The 19241-nt window shown below is 73.2% G+C and carries 15 protein-coding genes; 5 read left to right on the plus strand and 10 right to left on the minus strand.

Features of this window, described 5'->3' with window-relative positions; genetic code table 11:
• The first annotated feature begins 76 nt into the window (after positions 1–76).
• Genes tdh through IEY17_RS23025 form a run of 3 tightly spaced genes read left to right on the plus strand, consistent with a single transcriptional unit; the run spans position 77 to position 3206 of the window.
• Positions 77–1117 (plus strand): L-threonine 3-dehydrogenase, encoded by a 1041-nt coding sequence (gene tdh, locus IEY17_RS23015; RefSeq protein WP_188991197.1) that lies wholly within the window; start codon positions 77–79, stop codon positions 1115–1117.
• A complete protein-coding gene (locus IEY17_RS23020) occupies positions 1117–2304 on the plus strand; it encodes a glycine C-acetyltransferase (protein ID WP_188991199.1) in 1188 nt (395 codons plus the stop codon). The genes tdh and IEY17_RS23020 overlap by 1 nt, the downstream gene beginning before the upstream one ends.
• On the plus strand, positions 2301–3206 hold the full coding sequence (locus IEY17_RS23025; protein ID WP_188991201.1) for a LysR family transcriptional regulator: 906 nt from the start codon (positions 2301–2303) through the stop codon (positions 3204–3206). Before IEY17_RS23020 ends, IEY17_RS23025 begins: the two co-directional genes overlap by 4 nt.
• An 86-nt stretch (positions 3207–3292) precedes the next feature.
• Here the strand turns inward: IEY17_RS23025 and hutI are convergent, their stop codons facing one another.
• The 5 genes from hutI to hutH form a co-directional block, all read right to left on the minus strand.
• Positions 3293–4450, minus strand: a complete 1158-nt coding sequence (hutI, locus tag IEY17_RS23030) for an imidazolonepropionase (RefSeq protein ID WP_188991203.1) — start codon at positions 4448–4450, stop codon at positions 3293–3295.
• 44 nt (positions 4451–4494) lie between these two features.
• Complete coding sequence (locus IEY17_RS23035) at positions 4495–5811, minus strand: formimidoylglutamate deiminase (RefSeq protein ID WP_188991205.1); 1317 nt, start codon at positions 5809–5811, stop codon at positions 4495–4497.
• A gap of 5 nt (positions 5812–5816) precedes the next feature.
• A complete protein-coding gene (locus IEY17_RS23040; protein ID WP_188991277.1) occupies positions 5817–6998 on the minus strand; it encodes an allantoate amidohydrolase in 1182 nt (393 codons plus the stop codon).
• A 68-nt stretch (positions 6999–7066) separates the two neighbouring features.
• Complete coding sequence (gene hutU / locus IEY17_RS23045) at positions 7067–8719, minus strand: urocanate hydratase (RefSeq protein WP_188991207.1); 1653 nt, start codon at positions 8717–8719, stop codon at positions 7067–7069.
• A gap of 76 nt (positions 8720–8795) precedes the next feature.
• Entirely contained in the window at positions 8796–10349 is a 1554-nt protein-coding gene (gene hutH / locus IEY17_RS23050; RefSeq protein ID WP_188991209.1) for a histidine ammonia-lyase, read from the minus strand.
• Between the two features lie 82 nt (positions 10350–10431).
• Between hutH and IEY17_RS23055 the strand changes: the two genes are divergently transcribed.
• The gene (locus IEY17_RS23055; RefSeq protein ID WP_188991211.1) at positions 10432–11223 is read left to right on the plus strand and encodes an IclR family transcriptional regulator; all 792 of its coding nucleotides are present in this window, start codon (positions 10432–10434) and stop codon (positions 11221–11223) included.
• A 16-nt stretch (positions 11224–11239) separates the two neighbouring features.
• Here IEY17_RS23055 and IEY17_RS23060 read toward each other — a convergent pair whose 3' ends face one another.
• From IEY17_RS23060 to IEY17_RS23075, 4 genes are read right to left on the minus strand one after another with little or no spacing between them, the layout of a single operon-like run.
• Entirely contained in the window at positions 11240–12118 is an 879-nt protein-coding gene (locus IEY17_RS23060; protein ID WP_188991213.1) for an ABC transporter substrate-binding protein, read from the minus strand.
• Complete coding sequence (locus IEY17_RS23065) at positions 12118–12798, minus strand: ABC transporter permease (protein WP_188991279.1); 681 nt, start codon at positions 12796–12798, stop codon at positions 12118–12120. Before IEY17_RS23065 ends, IEY17_RS23060 begins: the two co-directional genes overlap by 1 nt.
• A complete protein-coding gene (locus IEY17_RS23070) occupies positions 12795–13439 on the minus strand; it encodes an ABC transporter permease (protein ID WP_188991215.1) in 645 nt (214 codons plus the stop codon). The genes IEY17_RS23065 and IEY17_RS23070 overlap by 4 nt, the downstream gene beginning before the upstream one ends.
• Positions 13436–14521, minus strand: coding sequence for an ABC transporter ATP-binding protein (locus tag IEY17_RS23075; protein WP_188991217.1), 1086 nt, complete (start codon positions 14519–14521; stop codon positions 13436–13438). Before IEY17_RS23075 ends, IEY17_RS23070 begins: the two co-directional genes overlap by 4 nt.
• Before the next feature lie 185 nt (positions 14522–14706).
• Here IEY17_RS23075 and IEY17_RS23080 point away from each other — a divergent pair, with 185 nt between their 5' ends.
• Positions 14707–16251 (plus strand): bis-aminopropyl spermidine synthase family protein, encoded by a 1545-nt coding sequence (locus IEY17_RS23080; RefSeq protein ID WP_188991219.1) that lies wholly within the window; start codon positions 14707–14709, stop codon positions 16249–16251.
• Between the two features lie 96 nt (positions 16252–16347).
• On the opposite strand, the gene IEY17_RS23085 is transcribed toward IEY17_RS23080, so the two are convergent.
• Positions 16348–19128 carry an EAL domain-containing protein gene (locus IEY17_RS23085; RefSeq protein ID WP_373289918.1) on the minus strand — a complete coding sequence of 927 codons (2781 nt, stop codon included), beginning with the start codon at positions 19126–19128 and terminating at the stop codon, positions 16348–16350.
• Positions 19129–19241 lie beyond the last annotated feature (113 nt).

Below are 19241 nucleotides of genomic sequence, written 5' to 3' on the forward strand. Positions count from 1 at the left end.
GCAGAAAGTCGAGATGGACCTGCCCGCGGTCCGGCGCGAAACTCCGTTGCAGCCATTGAGGAGAGAGGGAAGGACCTTGCGTGCACTGGTGAAGACCTCACCCGCACCCGGTCTGGAGCTGACCGAGCTGCCCGACCCCACGCCCGGCCCGAACGAGGTCGTGGTGCGGGTCGTGCGCACCGGGATCTGCGGGACGGACCTGCACATCGCGTCGTGGGACGACTGGGCGGCGCGCACGGTGCCGACGCCGCTGGTGGTGGGCCACGAGTTCGCCGGTGAGGTGGTGGCGGTCGGCGCCGCTGTCACCCAGACGAGGGTCGGTGACTTCGTCAGCGGCGAGGGGCACCTGGTGTGCGGCCGGTGCCGCAACTGCCTCGCCGGGCGGCGGCACCTGTGCGCGCACACCGAGGGGCTGGGCGTGCACCGCGACGGGGCGTTCGCCGAGTTCGCGGTGCTGCCGGAGCAGAACGTGTGGGTGCATCGTGGGCAGGTGGACCCGGACGTCGCGGCGATCTTCGACCCGTTCGGCAACGCGGTGCACACCGCGCTCAGCTTCCCGGTCGTCGGCGAGGACGTGCTGATCACCGGTGCGGGCCCGATCGGGCTGATGGCCGCGAGCGTCGCCAAGCACGCCGGGGCGCGGCACGTGGTGATCACCGACGTCAGCGAGCACCGGCTGGAGCTGGCGCGGCGCGTCGGCGTGGACCTGGCGGTGAACGTGTCGAAGACCCGGGTCGCCGACGCACAGCAGCAGCTGGGGATGAGCGAGGGCTTCGACGTCGCCATGGAGGTTTCCGGGCAGCCCGCCGCACTGCGGGAGGTCGTGGCGAACATGGCGCACGGCGGCCGGATCGCGATGCTGGGGTTGCCCGCCGAAAGTTTCGCGGTGGACTGGAGCGCCGTGGTGTTCAAGATGCTCACCGTCAAGGGCATCTACGGGCGGGAGATGTTCGAGACCTGGTACTCGATGTCGGTGCTGCTGGAGGCGGGCCTGGACCTGTCGCCGGTGATCACGCACCGGTTCCCCTACACGCAGCACGCCGAGGCGTTCGAGACGGCCCGCGGTGGCCGTTGCGGCAAGGTCATTCTGGACTGGACAGCGGGAGGTTCCGCCTGATGTACGCGTTCGCCGATGACCTGCGGGCCGAGCTGGCCGAGATCCGCGCCGCCGGCCTGTACAAGGACGAGCGGGTGCTGGATTCGCCGCAGCGCGCCCGGGTGGGGGTCGCGGGTACCGAGGTGCTCAACTTTTGCGCGAACAACTACCTGGGGTTGGCCGATCACCCGGCGCTGGTCGCAGCCGCCGAGCAGGCACTGGCCAAGTGGGGTTTCGGGATGGCGTCAGTGCGGTTCATCTGCGGCACGCAGGCCCCGCACAAGGAGCTGGAGCGGCGGCTGTCGCGGTTTTTGGGCACCGACGACACGATCCTGTACAGCTCGTGCTTCGACGCCAACGGCGGGCTGTTCGAGACGCTGCTCGACGAGCGGGACGTGGTGATCTCCGACGAGTTGAACCACGCGAGCATCATCGACGGCATCCGGTTGTGCAAGGCGCGGCGCGCCCGCTACCGCAACCGCGACATGGCTGATCTGGCGCGGTTGCTGGAGGAGCACCGGGACGCGCGGCGCAAACTGGTCGTCACCGACGGCGTGTTCTCGATGGACGGCTATCTGGCGCCGCTGGACGAGATCTGCGCGCTCGCCGACGAGCACCGGGCGCTGGTGGTGGTCGACGATTCGCACGCCGTCGGGTTCACCGGGCCGACCGGTGCGGGCACCCCGGAGCTGTTCGGCGTGACCGACCGGGTGGATGTGGTGACCGGCACATTGGGCAAGGCGCTCGGTGGCGCCAGCGGTGGCTACGTGTCCGGGCGGGCCGAGATCGTGGAGATGCTGCGCCAGCGGTCCCGGCCGTATCTGTTCTCGAACTCGCTGGCCCCGTCGATCGTGGCCGCGTCGCTGGCGGCGCTGGACCTGGTGGCCGCGCAGCCGGAGCTGCGCCAGCGGTTGCGGGACAACAGCGAGCTGTTCCGCCGCCGGATGACCGAGGAGGGCTTCGACCTGCTTCCCGGATCGCATCCGATCATCCCGGTGATGATCGGGGACGCCGCCGAGGCGGCGCGGATGGCGGACCTGCTGCTGGCGGAGGGCGTGTACGTCATCGGGTTCTCCTACCCGGTGGTGCCGAAGGGCAAGGCCCGCATCCGCACCCAGATGTCGGCGGCGCACAGCGCGGCGGACGTGGAGCGGGCGGTGGCTGCGTTCGTCGCGGCGCGCGAGCGGATGGGTACCCTCCGGGGGTGATCGACCCCCGTCGGCTGCAGGTCCTGCGCGCGCTCGCCGATCACGGCACGGTGCGAGCGGCGGCGGAAAAGCTGTATCTGACGCCGTCCGCGGTGTCGCAGCAGCTCACCGCGTTGGAGCACGAGGTCGGGCAGGCGCTGCTGGTGCGGCAGGGGCGGCGGGTGCGGTTGACCGCGGCGGGTGAGCTGCTGGTGGAGCACGCCAAGGCGGTGCTGGCGGAGCTGGAGCGCGCGGAGGCGAGCCTGGCCGCGTGCGCGGGAGGTACCGTCGGCACCGTCGAGGTGGCGTCGTTCGCGTCGGCGATCACGCAGGTGGTCGCGCCGGCGATCGTGGCGCTGCGGGAGCGGGCGCCGGGGGTGCGGGTGCTGGTGCGCGACGCCGAGGCGCACAACAGCCTGGTGATGCTGCTGGCCGGGGAGATCGACATCGCGATCTCGATGGAGTACACCTCGACGTTGCAGGCCGATGCCCGGCGGGTGAGCCGTTTCCCGCTCTATGCCGAGCCGTTCGACGTGGTGCTGCCGCCGGAGCACCGGCTGGGCGCGGCCGCCGAGGTGGCGTTGGACGAGTTGCGCGACGAGGACTGGATCGCGCCGCTGCCCGGTAACCCGTGCCGCGCGGTGGCGCAGGTGTCGTGCGAGAGCGCGGGTTTCCTGCCGCGGATCACGCACACGTCGGACGACTTCCACGCCGTCGTGGCGCTCGTGGCGGCGGGCACGGGGGTCGCCCTGGTGCCGCGCACCGCGATTTCCCATGAGCACGGCGCGGTCGCGCGGCCGGTTGCGGGCCGGGCCCCGACCCGCCGGGTGTTCGCGGCGGTGCAGTGCGGCCGGGAGGAGCATCCGCTCGTGCGCGTGGTCCTCGACGCACTGCTGGAGCAGCGCGCCCCCGCGATCGACTGAATCTGTCCACAGTGGTCATTGCGCGGCGGCCGGCACCGGGAATCCGGCGGTAACGGCGAGGTTGTGGAGCACGCGGGGACCTGCGCTCATCTGACGCGGGTGCCCCTGCGCCAGACGGCGTGGGTCAGCGGGACTCCGGGCCGGTATGCGAGCCAGGCCGCGCTGGGTGCGTCGAGGACGTGCACGTCCGCGCGGGCGCCCACGCGCAGGATGCCGACCGCACCGTCACCGGACTCGCGCCGCAGCGCCCGCGCTCCGCCCCACGTCGCGGCGCGCACGGCTTCGTCGATGCTCATCCGCATCTGCAGCACCGCGGTCGTCACGCAGAACGCCATGGATGACGTGTACGAGGACCCCGGGTTGCAGTTGGACGCCAGGGCCACGGTCGCGCCCGCGTCGAGCAGGGCCCGCGCGTTGGGCAGCGGTTGGCGCGTGGACATATCGCACGCGGGCAGCAGCGTCGCCACCGTGTCCGACCCCGCCAGGGCGTCCACATCGGACTCCGTGAGGTAGGTGCAGTGGTCCACGCTGGCGGCGCCGAGTTCGACCGCCAGCTGCACGCCCGGCCCCGGGGCGAGCTGGTTGCCGTGCACCCGCAGGCCCAGGCCGCGTTCCTTCGCCGCCACCAGCACCCGCCGCGACTGGTCGGCGTCGAAGGCGCCCGTCTCGCAGAACACGTCGCACCAGCCGACGTGCGGCGCCACCGCGTCGAGCATCTCGCCGCATACCAGGTCCACGTAGCGGTCCGCGTCCTCCCCGGGCGGGACGAGGTGGGCGCCGAGGAACGTCACCTCGTCGGCTTCCGCCGCGATGCGGGCCGCGCGCAGCTCGTCGGCGACGGTCAGCCCGTAGCCGGTCTTGGTCTCCACGTAGGTGGTGCCCTGCGCGGCGGCCTCGGCGAGGTGTTTGCGCAGGTTGGCCGCCAGCTCTGCGTCGCTGGCGGCACGCGTCGCCCGGACGGTCACCGCGATGCCGCCGGCCTGGTAGGGCTTGCCGTCCATCCGGGCGGCGAACTCGGCGGTGCGGTCCCCGGCAAAGACCAGGTGGGTGTGGCTGTCCACCCAGCCGGGCAGGACCGCGCGCCCGGCCACGTCCACCTGCTCGTCGGCTGCGGGGGCGCGCGAGGCGGGCCCGACCCAGGCGATCCGGTCGCCGTCGATGACCAGCGCGGCGTCGGTGAGCGCGCCCAGCTCCTCGTCGTTGGTCGTCAGCTCGCCGATGCCGGTGATGGCGGTGCTCGTCATCGTTGGATCCTCGTCGGTCGTAGGAGCGAAGACACGCGCGGGTTTCAGCCGCGTAGGGCGGTGATCGCGTCGTGCAGTTGCCGCGCCACGTCGATGGACTCGTGCGCGCCGTCGTGGACGATGCGGCGGCCGTCAACGAACACCTCCCGCACGTCGTCGGCGCGGGCGACGGCCGGGACGGCCTGCGGCGCGACCCCCGCCAGGCGGGGCGAGCCGAGGTCCACGGTGACGAAGTCGGCGCGGGCCCCGGTGTCGAGCCGGCCCGCGTCGGTCCAGCCGAGCGCCCGGTGTCCCGCCGCGGTGGCCGCCTCCAGCAGGTCACCGGCGGTGAAGTGGCCGCGGGTCTCGCTGTCCAGGCGCTGGTAGGACTCCACGGCCTGCACCTCGGCGAACGGGTCGATCACCGAGTGCCCGTCGCTGCCGACCGACAGCGGGCTGCCCGCGACGCGCAGTGCCGCGGCGGGGCCGATGCCGTCGGCGAGGTCGGCTTCGGTGGTCGGGCACAGGCACACACCGGTGCCGCTGCCGCCGAGCAGCGCCACGTCCGCCGCGGCGAGGTGCGTGGCGTGTACGGCGGTGACGTCGCAGCCCAGGACCCCGTGCGATTCCAGCAGTTGCGTCGGGGTGCGGCCGTGGGCGGCGAGGCACGCCTCGTTCTCCGCGCGCTGCTCCGACAGATGCAGGTGCAGCGGTGCTTCGGTCTTGCGCGCCCAGGCGGTCACCTCCGGGATCTGCTCGGCCGGCACCGCGCGGACGGAATGCAGTGCGGCACCGAGACGAACCCGGCTCCCGTCCAGTGTGGACTCGCTGAGGCGGTCGGCCCAGCCCGCCGCGTCGCCGTCGGAGAAGCGCAGCTGCACGCCGTGCAGCGGCCGGCCGAAACCGCCCGCCAGGTAGCAGGTGTCCAGCAGGGTCAGCCGGATGCCGACGTCCTGGGCCGCCTGCGCGAGGGCGTGGCCCATGACGTTCGGGTCGGCGTAGCGGGCGCCGCCGGTGTCGTGGTGCACGTAGTGGAACTCGCCGACGCAGGTGATCCCGGCCGCCGCCATCTCGGCGTAGACGCCCAGCGCCAGCTGGTAGTAGCGGTCGGGGTCCAGCGCCGCGGCCACCTGGTACATCTGCTCGCGCCAGGTCCAGAACGTGCCGCGTGCTCCGGTGTTCCAGCCGCGCAGCGCCCGGTGAAACGCGTGCGAGTGCGCGTTCGCCATGCCCGGCAGGGTCAGGCCGGCGAGGCGTTGGGCGTGCTCGGGCGGGCGCTGCGCCGCGCCCACCCCGGTAATGCGGCCGTCGGTGACCTCGACGACCACGCCCGGCCGCGCGCCTTCGGGCAGCCAGGCCCATTCGCACCAGTAGGTCGTCATCCGTCTCACCCCGCCAGGTGTTCCAGGACGCGGGCGAGCGCCTGCGCCCCCGACTCGCAGTCGTCCGGTTCGGCGTGTTCCTCGGGCGCGTGGCTGATGCCCGTCGGGTTACGCACGAACAGCATCGCCGCGGGCACCTCGGCGGCGAGGACACCGGCGTCGTGCCCGGCCCCGGTGGGCAGGGCGGGCGCGCCGTCGAGCAGGCCGCTGAGCTGGTCGCGGAACGCGGTGTCGAAGTGCACGGTGTCCCCGTAGGACTCCTCGGTCACCGCCACGTCGCATCCTTCCGCGGCGGCGAATTCTCGTGCCAGCGCGGAGAGTTCGGTGACCATGGCGCGGGTCGAGCGGTCCTCGGGGGACCGCGCGTCCAGCCATACGTCCACTGTAGAGGGGATGACGTTGGTGCCGCCTGGGTTGGGCACCAGGCGGCCCACCGTGGCCCGCCCGCCCTCGGTGCCCGCGGCCACCCGGCGCGCCTCCAGCACCAACCGCGAGGCGGGCAGCATCGGGTCGCGCCGGTCGCCGATCAGGGTCGCGCCCGCGTGGTTGCCCTGGCCGTGGAACCGGAACCGCCACCGGCCGTGCGCGAGGATCGACGACGCCACCGCCACCGGCCGGTCCAGGTCGACCAGGCCGCGGCCCTGCTCCACGTGCAGCTCGACGAACTGCCCGATGCGCCGCAGCGCCTCCTCGTCGCACCCCAGCCGCGCGGGATCGGCGCCGAAGGAGCGCACCGCTTCGGCGAGCGTCACGCCGTCGGGGTCGCGCAGGGCCAGTGCGCGGTCACGGTCGATCGTGCCCGCCAGCAGCCGCGAACCCAGGCACGGAACGCCGAACCGGCCGCCCTCCTCCTCGGCGAACACCACCACAGCCAGCGGACGCCGCGGCTGGAAATCCCGGGCGCGCAGCAGATCCACGGCGCTCAACGCGCTGACCACGCCCAGCGGGCCGTCGAAGGCACCACCGCCGGGCACCGAGTCCAGGTGGCTGCCGGTGACCACCGCGTCGTCACCCGGCTCGCCCCACCACGCCCAGATGTTGGTGTTGCGGTCGGCCTCCACCCGCAGGCCGCGGGCCTCGGCCTGCTCGGTGAACCACTCCCGCAACTGCCGCTCGGCGTCGTCGAAGACGTGCCGCGAGTAGCCGCCCCGCCGCCGGTCGACACCCACCTCGGCGATGGCCGCCATCAACTCGTTCGGACCCGCCACACCTGCTCCTCACTCCACGTCACCAGCACCGCGCATTCCCGCCCCGGTCACACCAACGGAGTGCGGACGCCGCGTTCGGCGGCGACCTGCTCGGCCCGCTCGTATCCCGCGTCGACGTGCCGGATCACGCCCATGCCCGGATCGTTGGTCAGCACCCGCTCCAGCTTCTGCGCCGCCAGCCCGGTGCCGTCGGCGACGCTGACCTGCCCGGCGTGCAGCGACCGGCCCATGCCGACCCCGCCACCGTGGTGCAGCGACACCCAGGTGGCCCCGGACGCCGTGTTGACCAGGGCGTTGAGCAGCGGCCAGTCCGCGACCGCGTCGGAGGTGTCGGCCATCGCCTCGGTCTCCCGGTACGGGGAGGCCACCGACCCGCAGTCGAGGTGGTCGCGGCCGAGCACCACCGGCGCCCGCAGCTCCCCGGACGCCACCATCTCGTTGAACCGCAGCCCCGCCTTGGCGCGCTCGCCGTAGCCGAGCCAGCAGATCCGCGCGGGCAGGCCCTGGAAGGACACCTTCTCCCCGGCCAGCCGGATCCACCGCGCCAGGTGCTCGTCCTCCCCGAACAGCTCCAGGATCGCCCGGTCGGTCCGGGCGATGTCGGCCGGGTCACCGGACAGCGCCGCCCACCGGAACGGGCCCTTGCCCTCGCAGAACAGCGGCCGGATGTAGGCGGGCACGAACCCGGGGTAGGCGAAGGCCCGCTCGTAGCCGCCGAGCTGCGCCTCGCCGCGCAGCGAGTTGCCGTAGTCGAAGACCTCCGCACCGGCGTCGAGGAACCCGACCATCGCCTCGACGTGCCTGGCCATCGAGTCCCGGGCCCGCTCGGTGAACTCGTCGGGTTTGCTGGCCGCGTAGTCGTCCCAGTCCTCCAGGGCGACGCCCAGCGGCAGGTACGACAGCGGGTCGTGCGCGGAGGTCTGGTCGGTGACGATGTCCACCGGGACGCCGCGCCGCAGCAGCTCCGGCAGCACCTCCGCGGCGTTGCCGATCAACCCCACCGAGTGCGCCCGCCTCTGCTGCTTGGCCGCCACCGCCTTGTCGATGGCGTCGTCGATGCCGTCGGCCACCTCGTCGAGGTAGCCGTGCCGGACGCGGCGGTGCGCGCGTTCCGGATCGCACTCGACGATTAGCGCCGCGCCCTCGTTCATGGTCACCGCGAGCGGCTGCGCGCCGCCCATGCCGCCGAGCCCGGCGGTGACGGTCAGCGTGCCGGCCAGGGTGCCGCCGAACTTCGTGCGGGCCACCGCGCCGAAGGTTTCGTAGGTGCCCTGCAGGATGCCCTGGGTGCCGATGTAGATCCACGATCCGGCGGTCATCTGGCCGTACATCATCAGCCCGAGCGCGTCGAGGCGGCGGAACTCCGACCAGTTCGCCCAGTCGCCGACCAGGTTGGAGTTGGCGATCAGCACCCGCGGCGCCCACTCGTGGGTGCGCAGCACCCCGACGGGCTTGCCGGACTGCACCAGCAGCGTCTCGTCCTCGCGCAGGTCGGTGAGCTCGCGGACGATCGCGTCGAAGCAGGCCCAGTTGCGCGCGGCCTTGCCGGTGCCGCCGTAGACGACCAGGTCGTCGGGCCGCTCGGCGACCTCGGGGTCGAGGTTGTTCATCAGCATCCGCAGCGGTGCTTCGGTGCTCCAGCCGCGCGCGGTCAGGGTCGTGCCGCGCGGGGCCCGCACGGTTCGTGCTTCAGCGGTCATGCCACCCTCCGGTCCACTGTGTACTGCGGGACACCCGCACCCGGTCGGCTCACATGAGCGAGAGTTGGAACACCGCTCATGACTCCTCCAGGGCGGAGTCCACGAATCCGGCGGCGGTGGCGCGCACCGCGCCGGAGCGGATCAGGTCCTCGGCCGCGGCGATCTCCGGCGCGATGTGGCGGTCCGCGCCCGGGCCGGGCACGCGGCCGCGCAGCAGGTCGCGGACCGCGGCGGTGGCCGGGGCCGGGGTCAGCGGGGCGCGCAGGTCCAGGGCGCGGGCCGCGGTGAGCAGTTCGACGGCGAGCACGGTTGTCAGCCCGTCGATGCCGCGGCGCAGCTTGCGCGCCGCCGACCAGCCCATCGACACGTGGTCCTCCTGCATGGCGCTGGTGGGGATGGAGTCCACCGACGCCGGAACCGCCAGCCGCTTCAGCTCCGACACCAGCCCGGCCTGCGTGTAGTGGGCGATCATGTGCCCCGAGTCCACGCCCGGGTCGTCGGCCAGGAACGCGGGCAGTCCGTGCGAGCGGGCCACGTCGAGCATCCGGTCGGTGCGGCGTTCGGCCATGCTCGCCACGTCGGCGAGCGGGATGGCCAGGAAGTCCAGCACGTAGGCCAGCGGGGCGCCGTGGAAGTTGCCGTTGGACTCCACGCGTCCGTCCTCGAGCACCACCGGGTTGTCGATGGCGGCGGCGAGTTCGCGATCGGCCACGGTTTCGGCGTGGGCGACGGTGTCCCGGGCCGCGCCGTGCACCTGCGGGGCGCAGCGCAGCGAGTAGGCGTCCTGCACCCGGGTGCAGTCGGGGCCCCGGTGGCTGGCCACGATCTCCGAACCCGACAGCAGCGCCGCCATCCGGGCCGCGGACACCGCCTGGCCGGGGTGCGGGCGCAGCTGCTGCAGGTCGGCGGCGAAGACCCGGTCGGTGCCCAGCAGCGCCTCCACGCTCATCGCCGCGGTCACGTCGGCCACGTCGAGCAGGGCGGACAGGTCGTGTGCGGCGAGCACGAGCATGCCCAGCATGCCGTCGGTGCCGTTGGTCAGCGCCAGGCCCTCCTTCTCGGCCAGCGAGACCGGCTCGATGCCCGCCTCGGCGAGCGCCTCCGCGGCCGGGCGGCGGCGGCCGGCGGCGTCGAACACCTCGCCCTCGCCGATGAGGGCCAGCGCCACGGACGCCAACGGCGCGAGGTCACCGGAGCAGCCGAGGGAGCCGAACTCGTGCACCACCGGCACGATCCCGGCGTTGAGCAGCGCCACCAGCGCGTGCGCGGTCTCCGGCCGGACCCCGGTGCGGCCGGTGGCGATGGTGTGCAGGCGCAGCAGCATCTGCGCGCGCACCACCTCCGGTTCGACGGCCGCTCCGGCGCCCGCGGCGTGCGAGCGCACGAAGGACTGCTGGAGGGCGGCGCGCCGGTCGGTCGGGATGTGCCGGACGGCCAGCGCGCCGAAACCGGTCGAGACCCCGTAGACGGGCCGCTGCTCGGCGGCGAGCGCGTCGATGTGTTTGCGGGTCGCCGCGATGCCCTGCTCGGCGAGCTGGGTCAGGGCCACCTGGGCGCCGCCACGGGCGACCTGGACCACCTGGTCGCGGCGCAGCGGTTCCGGGCCGACGTCGAGCACGTTGTCCTGCATGACTCCATCCCAGCGCCGCTGCCGCGCTGGCTGAAGCCCGGATAGGGTGAGAGTGTCTGAGATACCAGACGGGAGGTCGCAGATGGGTGGCAGCAGCGACGTCCCGGCGCTGCGGCGGGGGTTGGCGATCCTGCAGGTGCTGGCGGGGCGGGCGGGACCGGTGTCGGCCAGCGTCATCGCCCGCGAGCTCGGCCTGCCCCGCTCGACGACCTACCACCTGCTGGCGGAGCTGGTGTCGGCCGGGTTCGCGATCCACCTGCCGGAGGAGCGGCGCTACGGGCTGGGCATGGCGGCCTTCGAACTCGGCTCGGCCTACCTGCGGCACGACCCGTTGGAACGTCTCGCCGGGCCGCTGCTGCGGCGGCTGGTGGACCAGGTGGGCCGCACCGCGCACCTGGGCGTGCTGCACGCGGGCGAGTCGCTGTATCTGATCAAGGAGCGGCCGTCCCAGCCGCAGACGCTGGTCACCGACGTGGGGGTGCGGCTGCCCGCGCAGCTGACCGCGTCGGGGCGCGCGATGCTGGCGCACCTGCCCGCCGCGCACGTGCGGGCCCTGCTGCCCTCGCGGGAGCAGTTCGTGCTGCGCACCGACCGGGGCCCGCGGAACCTGCCGGAACTGCGCCGCCTGCTGGCGGCCGAGCGCCGCCGCGGCTGGGCGGTGGAGGACGGTTACGTGACGGCGGGTTTCGCCTCGGTGGCCTGCGCGGTGTTCGACCACTCGGCCCGGCCGATCGCCTCGATCAGCGTCACCTTCCGCCATTTCTGCGACACCCCGGACGGCACCGAGTGCGGCAACACCTGGCCGGAGCTGGCGGAGCAGGTCCGGCGCACGGCGGCGGAACTGACCACCCGCATCAGCGGGCGCACCGCCTGACGCGCCGCCGGGGTGGTCAGCGGCCGAGCGTGGCGACGAACTCCTTGGCGACGTCCGCCGGGTTGGCCTTGTCCACCTCCAGGCGGCGGTTGAGCTCGGTGAGCTTGGCGGTGTCGAGCGCGCGGGAGACCCGGTTCAGCGCGTCCGCCTGCTGCGGCGTCAGCGCGCCCTTGTGGACCAGCGGGACCACGTTCTGTGCCGGGAACATGTGCTTCGGGTCCGCCAGCGGCACCAGGTTGTTCACCGCGATCTGGGACGAGGTGGTGAACAGGTTCGCCACCTGGATCTGGTTGCTGGTCAACGCGTCCACCGTGATGGTGCCCGCCTCCACGCTGCGGATCTCCTTGAACCGGCAGCCGTAGTCCACGGCGATCCTGGCCTCCCACCGCGACTTCCACTCGGCGGGCGCGCCGAGCACGAACTCGCCACAGCGCGGCCCCAGATCGGCCATCGACCGCACCCCGGTCGCGGCCGTCGCGGCGGTCACCGCCAGCACGTCGGAGTCCTCCGCCGGGGACGGCTCCAGCAGCTCCATGTCCGGCCCGACAGCGCCCTGGAGCTGGTCGTAGACCTGCTGGGACTCGGTGGCGGACGACTGGGGGTCGAGGTACTCCAGCAGGTTGCCGGTGTAGTCGGGCACCACGGCCAGCTCACCGTTGCGGACCGCGTTGACGTAGAACTCGCGAGCCCCGATGCGCGGCCGGGTCTCCACCTGCGCCCCGGTGGTTTTCAGCGCCTCCGCGTAGATGTGCATCAGCAGCTCGCTTTCGGCGAAGTCGGCCGAGCCGACCACCAGCGCACCGCCCTGCTCCCGGTTGGCCTCCAACGGGTCCCGCGCGCCGCAGCCGGTCAGCAGCAGAACGGCCGCGGCCACGCCCGCCAGCAAGCGCCTCATCAATCCCTACCTCCTCGTCGGGCGGCCAGCACCAGGCCGCGCGGCACCAGCAACCGCGTCGCACCGGCCAACACCAGGTCCAGCAGCACCGCCAGCACCGCGATCGCGATCGCCGCCGACGCCATCTGCGCGTAGTCGCTGATCTTCAACCCGTCCAGCAGGATTCGGCCCAGCCCGCCGAGCCCCACGTAGGCAGCGACCGCCGCGGTGGCCACCACCTGCAACATCGCGCTGCGCACCCCGCCGAGCACCAGCGGCAGCGCGGTGGGCAGCTCGACCTGCCACAGGCGCTGCGCGGACGTCATGCCCACGCCCCTGGCCGCGTCGACCGCGTCGGCCGGGGCGTTGCGGACACCGGCGTAGGCGCCGGAGAGGATCGCCGGGACGGCCAGCACCACGAGCCCGGCCAGCGCGGGCGCCTCGCCCAGCCCGAAGCCGAGCACCAAAAGCGTCACCAGGCCCAGCGTGGGCAGCGCGCGCATCGCGTTGCTCAGCCCCACCACGACCACCGAACCCCGCCCGGTGTGTCCGATGTAGACGCCCAGGGGCACGGCGATCAGTGCCGCGACGGTCACCGAGAGCACGCAGTAGTACAGGTGGCGGAGGGTCTGTGCCAGCAGGCCGCCCGGCCCGGTCCAGTGCGCCGGGTCGGTCAGCCAGATGACGATCTCGTCGATCATGCGCGCCTCGCCCACGGGGTCGCCCACCGCCACAGCACCACCAGCAGCAGGTCCACCACCAGCGCCAGCAGCAGCGTCAGCACGATGCCCACCACGATCTGTACCGGGTAGTCGCGCTGGAAGCCGTCGGTGAACAGCCGCCCCAACCCGCCGATGCCCACCAGCGCGCCCACGCTGACCAGGCTGATGTTGCTCACCGACGCCACCCGCACCGAGGCGGCCAGCACCGGCACCGCCAGCGGCAGCTCCACCGCCAAAAACCGCCGCCCCGGCCGGTAGCCCATCGCGGTGGCCGCGGCGACGACGTGCGCGGGCACGGACTCCAGCGCGTCCAGCACCGGGCGCACCAGCAGCGCCGCGGTGTAGAGGGTGAGGGCGATGACCACGTTGGCCGACGACAGCAGCGGTGTGCCGAGGATGCCGGGGATCAGCACGAACAGCGCCAGCGACGGGATCGTGTAGACGATGTTCGCCGCGGCCTGCAGGGGGCCACGCAGCCACGGCACCCGCTGGGCGAGCCGCCCCAGCGGCAGGGCCAGCAGAACGCCGAGCAGCAGCGGCAGCAGAGCCAGGTAGAGGTGCTCGGCGAGCTGCGCGAGCACCAGTTCGCGGTTGCTGGGGCTGGCGAAGAAGTCGATCACGGCACCCCACCCCGCTGCTGGTCCAGCACGTCCAGGACGTGCCGGGCGGTGATCACGCCGACGTAGCGGCCGTCGTCGTCGACCACGACACCCAGCCCTGACGGCGCGGACAGCGCGGCGTCCAGCGCACCGCGCAGCGACGTGTGCTCGGTGTAGAGCGAGCCGCCGGCGACCAGTTGGTCCTCGGTGAGCGGACCGTCCACCCCGGTGCCCGGCGGCAGCCAGCCGCGCGGTCGGCCCGCCGCGTCCAGCGCCAGCCGCCACTCCGGGTTCGGCTGCGTCCGCTCGCCGAGGTCCACCGTGCAGACCGGTTTCGGCCGCACCCCGTCGGAGTCCACGAAGGACAGCCGCCGGTAGCCCCGGTCGCGGCCCACGAACGACGTCACGAAGTCGTCGGCCGGTTCGGCGAGCAAGTCGTCCGGCTCGGCGTACTGCACCAGGTGGCCGCCCTGCCGCAGCACCGCCACCTTCTCCCCGAGCTTGATCGCCTCGTCGATGTCGTGGGTGACGAACAGGACGGTCTTGTCCAGCTCGCCCTGCAGCCGCAGCAGCTCGTCCTGCAGCCCCTCGCGCACCACCGGGTCGACGGCGCTGAACGGCTCGTCCATCAGCAGCACCGGCGGGTCGGCGGCCAGCGCCCGCGCCACCCCGACGCGCTGTTGCTGGCCGCCCGACAGTTGCGCCGGGTAGCGGCTGCCGAGGTGCTGCGGGAGCCCGACCAGTTCGAGCAGCTCCCCGGCGCGCGTCCGGGCGGCGCGCCGGCTGGCGCCCGACAGCACCGGCACGGTCGCGATGTTGTCCAGCACGGTGCGGTGCGGGAACAGCCCGGCCTGCTGGATGACGTAGCCGATGCCGCGGCGCAGCTGCGCCGGGTCGCGGTCACGCACGTCCGCGCCCCCGACCAGCACAGTGCCCGACGACGGCTCGATCATCCGGTTCACCATCCGCATCAGGGTGGTCTTGCCGCACCCCGACGGCCCCACCAGCACGGTGATGGTGCCCGACTGCACCGACAGGCTCAGCTCGTGGACGGCGACGGTGCCGTTGTCGTATTCCTTGCGCACGGCCTGGAACTCGATCATCCGAGCCCCCTCACGGATCGTCGCGTCCCTCGAACGCGGCCGACCCTAGCTCGATCGACGCCATCCTGCGATCGTGCGAGATCGACGCGTGATCTTCGCAACTCGCCGGACCAGCGTGGTCCCACCCAGTGGGAGGTCCGGCGCGGCGGCGACCGCGCCGGACACGCCGTAAGCTCGACAATCCGATGAACACTGCCCAGCACTCAGAACCCACGGCACCGATCGACGCCGTGCAGGCCCTGCTCGCCGACACGGGGGTTCTCGCCCGTCGGCTGCGCGAGGTGCTCGCCGAGCTCAGCGAGCGCCCGGTGAAGCTCGACGAGCTGATCCGCCGCACCGCGGTGTCCCGGCGCACCGTGGAGGACCTGCTCGCCGCCGCGGGATCCGACGTGGACGCCGCCGACGACACCTACCGGCTGACCGCGGACGCCGCCGAGCGCTACCGCGCGCGCTTCGCGCTGGACGAGCTGCGCACGCCCGCCCCGCCCGACGATGAGGCCCTGGAGCTGATGCGCGGGTTCGTGGCCGGTGGCCCGGTGCCCGCGACCGCGCTGGACCACGTGACGGCCACGCCGGAGACCGCGCTGCGCCGCGCCGAGTGGATGCGCGACAACTACGACCTGGCCGGGGCGAGGGTGCTGTGCCTGGGCGACCACGACCTGACGTCGCTGGCGCTGGGCCTGGTGGTGCCGTCGGCGTCGGTGACCGTGGTGGACGTCGACGAGCGGATCCTGGAGCACATCGACACCGTCGCGGCGCAGCGCGGTTTCGCGGTGCGGACCCTGCACGCCGATCTGCGGTTCGGGGTGCCTCCGGTGCTGGAGGGCTGGGCGGACCTGGTGTTCACCGACCCGCCCTACACCCCGGAGGGCGTCGGGCTGTTCGCCACGCGCGCCGCCGAATGCCTGGCCGGACCGCACAGCCGCCTGCTGCTGGCCTACGGCTACAGCCCGCGGACGCCCGCGCTGGGCCACAAGGTGCAGCAGGAGCTGCTGCGGCTGGGCATGGTGTTCGAGGCGATCCTGCCGCGGTTCCACCGCTACTTCGGCGCGCAGGCCATCGGCAGCGCCAGCGACCTGTACGTGTGCCAGCCGACCGCGCACACCCGCAAACTGGCGCTGCGGCAGGCCCCGGGTATCTACACGCACGGCCCGCAGTCGGTGGAGGCGCTGGAGGCTGCGGCGCCCCAGGAGTTCCTGGCGGCCGTCGGCGAGCGGGTCGGTGCGCCGGTGGCGTCGCTGCGCGAACCGGGCTGGTCGCGGCCGATCCGGCCGCGGCAGGGCGTGCCGGTGTTCGACCTGCGGGCCGATCCGGGGCCGTGGCTGCTGCGGATGCTGCTGGCCTGCAACGCTGAGCGGGCCGGGTTCGTGGTGGACAACAACCATCCGGACATCACCAGCGAACGCGCGCAGCGGGCGCTGTCGGAGCTGGTGGGGGCGAAGTTCCGGCTGCGGCTGCACCGCAGCAGCCCCGACTCGCGGCACGCGGTCGTGGTGACGCAGCTGCGGGCGGATGACTCGGTGGCCGGGTTCCTGCTGCGGCGGGCGCACGGCAAGGTCGGCAACATCTGGCGGGAGGCGCTGATCGCGCACACCGAGGCCACGCTGACCAAGCGTGAAGCCCGGGACCGCGTCGCGGAGCTCGCGCGCGACGGCGACGACCTGGACCTGCGCCTGATCGACCTGCCGCGGCATCGCATCGCCGACATCGTCCGCACCGCCGCCGCCTGACCACCAGCCGCCGACCGTGCCCGCCCGACGCACCGAACGTTGTGAACGGTGCGTCCCGGAAGCTGGTCCGGCGCAGCGGCGGATGGGTTTGCGGGTTCAGGCGCCCGGGATCGGGAGGGGGTCGCGGGCAAGCATGTCGCGGAACTCCCGGGCCGGGACCGCTCGGGAGAACAACCACCCCTGGTAGGCGTCCACCCCCAGTCCACACAGGACGTGGAACTGGGTTGCGGTTTCGACGCCCTCGGCGACGCACAGCCGCCCCATCGCGCGCGCCATGTCGACCACCGCCCGCGCCACCGCGAAGTCCGAGGCGTCCCCGCCGACCCCGGCGACGAACCGGCGGTCCACCTTGATGATCTGCGCGGGCAGGTCCTTGAGCCGGGCCAGTGACGAGTAGCCGGTGCCGAAGTCGTCGACGGCGAACCGCACCCCGCGCGAGACCAGCTCGCCCATCTCGTGCCGGGTCCGTGACGGCAGGTCCACCAGCGCGGTCTCCACCAGCTCCAGTACGACCCGGTCCCACTCGATGCCGGTTTCGGCGACGATGTCGGCGACCGCGTCGACGAACTCCGGCCCGCCCGGCACCAGCCCGGCCAGGTTCACCGCCACCGCCACGGGCCGTCCGCCGCGCACCGGCCAGCTCGCGGCCTCCCGCAGCGCGGTCCGCAGCACCCACCGGTCGAGTTCGCGCAGCAGGTCGCCCTGCTCGGCGATGGGCAGGAACGCGTCCGGCGTGAGCATCCCGCGGTCCGGGTGCGGCCAGCGCACGAGGGCCTCGGCGCTGACCACCACGCCCTCGGCGTTGACCACCGGCTGGTAGTGCAGGGCCAGGCCGTCGTTGTGCAGCGCCTCCCGCAGCTGGCCCTCCAGGTGTAGCTGCCGGTCCGCGGCGGCCATCAGCGCCGGGCTGGCCAGCGACACCTTGCCGGTGCCGCGGCGCTTGGCCTCGAACATCGCCGCGTCGGCGAAGCGCAGGAGGTCCTCGCCGCCGGCCCCGGTGCCGTTGGGCACCGCGGCGCCGATCGCCGCCGAAACCCGGATCAGCTGGCCGTGCACGGGGACCGCGGTGCGCAGCAGCCCGGACACCCGGGTGGCCAGCGAGTCGACGCCGCCGACGGCCTGGATGTCCTGGCAGATGATGACGAACTCGTCGCCGGACAACCGAGCGGCGGTGCAGCCGTCGGGCAGCCCGCCCTCCAGCCGACGGGCCAGCGCCACCAGCAGTTCGTCGCCGGCGTCGTGGCCGAGGGAGTCGTTGACCCGCTTGAAGTTGTCGATGTCGCAGAACAGCACCGCGACCCGGTGCGAGTCGACCCGCCCCAGCAGGTGGCCGAGCAGGTCCTTGACCGCGGCCCGGTTCGGCAGGCCGGTGAGGTCGTCGTGGGTGGCCTGGTAGCGCAGCGCTTCGGCGGCCCGGCGCCGTTCGGTGATGTCCTGGAACACCACCAGCCAGAACTGGGTGCCGTCGTCCTGCACGGACGAGGAGGTGTGCAGCTCGCAGTAGACCGGTTCGCCGTCGGAGCGCACCAGGACCCGCTGGGGCACGCGGCGGCGGATGCCGGACCGCTCGATCGGGGCGGGCAGGCCCGCGCCCCGCTCGTCGGGGTGCGTGATGTCGTCGATGGACTTGCCGCGCAGCTGCTCCAGCTGGTAGCCGAGCAGCTCGCACAGCGCGTCGTTGGCGTCCACCAGCCGCTCGGCGCGGTCGAACAGACCGATGCCGACGGGCGTCATGTTGACCAGGTCGCTGAACCGCTTGCTGGAGCGTTCCATGCGGGTGACCACGGCGCGCTGCTCGGTGACGTCCTGCGCGGTGCCCACCAGCACGTCGTGGCCGTCGGCGTCGCGGATCGCGGCGCCGTGCAGACGCAGGATGCGCAACGCGCCGTCCAGGCGCACGTAGCGGTGCTCGACCTCCACGGGTTCGTGGTTCTCCACCAGCGGCCGCCACGCCTGGACCACCCAGTTCCGGTCGTCCGGGTGCACCCGCTCCAGGTAGGTGTCCCAGGTGGTGGGGGCCGACGTGGGTTTGCCGATGATCTCGTGCAGCATGCTCGACAGGTGCATGACGTTGGTGCGCGGATCCCATTCCCACGTGCCCAGCCGGGCGATCCGCTGCGCGTCCTGCAGCTTGCGGCGCTCGTCACGCAGCAGGCGCTCCAGGGCCCGGTGCTCGGTGATGTCCTGCACGGTGCCCTGCACCCGCTCGACCCGGCCCGACCGGTTGTACTCGGCCCGACCGGTGCACAGGTAGATCCGCTTGCCGGACAGGTCGCGCAGTTCGACCTCCAGCAGTTCGTCCTCGGGCGCGGTGAGCACGTCGGTGAAGAACCGCCGGGCGCGGTCGCGGTCCTCGGGGTGGAACGCGGCGATCATCGTGGCGGCGTCGGCACCGAATCCGGCGAGAAACTCCGCGAGCACCGGGCTGCGGTAGATCTCCCCGGTCTCCGGGTAGTACACCCAGCTGCCGACCTTGGCGATGCGTTGCGCCTCGATCAGCCAGTGGCGTTCGTCGTCGGCGGCGGTGCCGCCGGTTCCCCGCCCGGCCAGGTCGGAGACGTCCACCAGGACGGTCACGCGCAGCCGTTCGTCGTCGGCGTGCGGCCAGCTCAGCGGGCGCACCGGGATGTGACCGCCGCGCGCCCGCAGCAGGGAGGCGGATCCGTCGCGGACCACGAGGTCAGCCAGCCGCACGCCGACCAGCGCGGCCGGGCTGGGTTCGCCGGCGAGCCGGGCGGCCTGCTCGGTGGCCCGCACCACGATGCCGTCCTCGGTGCTGAGCAGCGCGGGCGCCGCGGGCAGCGCGATCAGCGCGAGCTCGTCGGCGTTGGCCAGACCGTCTGCGGTCGCCCGGTTCCGCTCGCTCCGCTCGGTCAACAGCACCCCTCCTGCGTAGCAGCCGCGTGGCCGCCGGCTCCGGACCCCCCGGCATGCCACCAATGAGTGACCTGCAACACAGCTGTGCGGCAGACGATACCGGCCACAGCATC

Origin of the sequence: Saccharopolyspora thermophila, assembly GCF_014646075.1 — a bacterium.
Taxonomy (GTDB): domain Bacteria; phylum Actinomycetota; class Actinomycetes; order Mycobacteriales; family Pseudonocardiaceae; genus Saccharopolyspora; species Saccharopolyspora thermophila.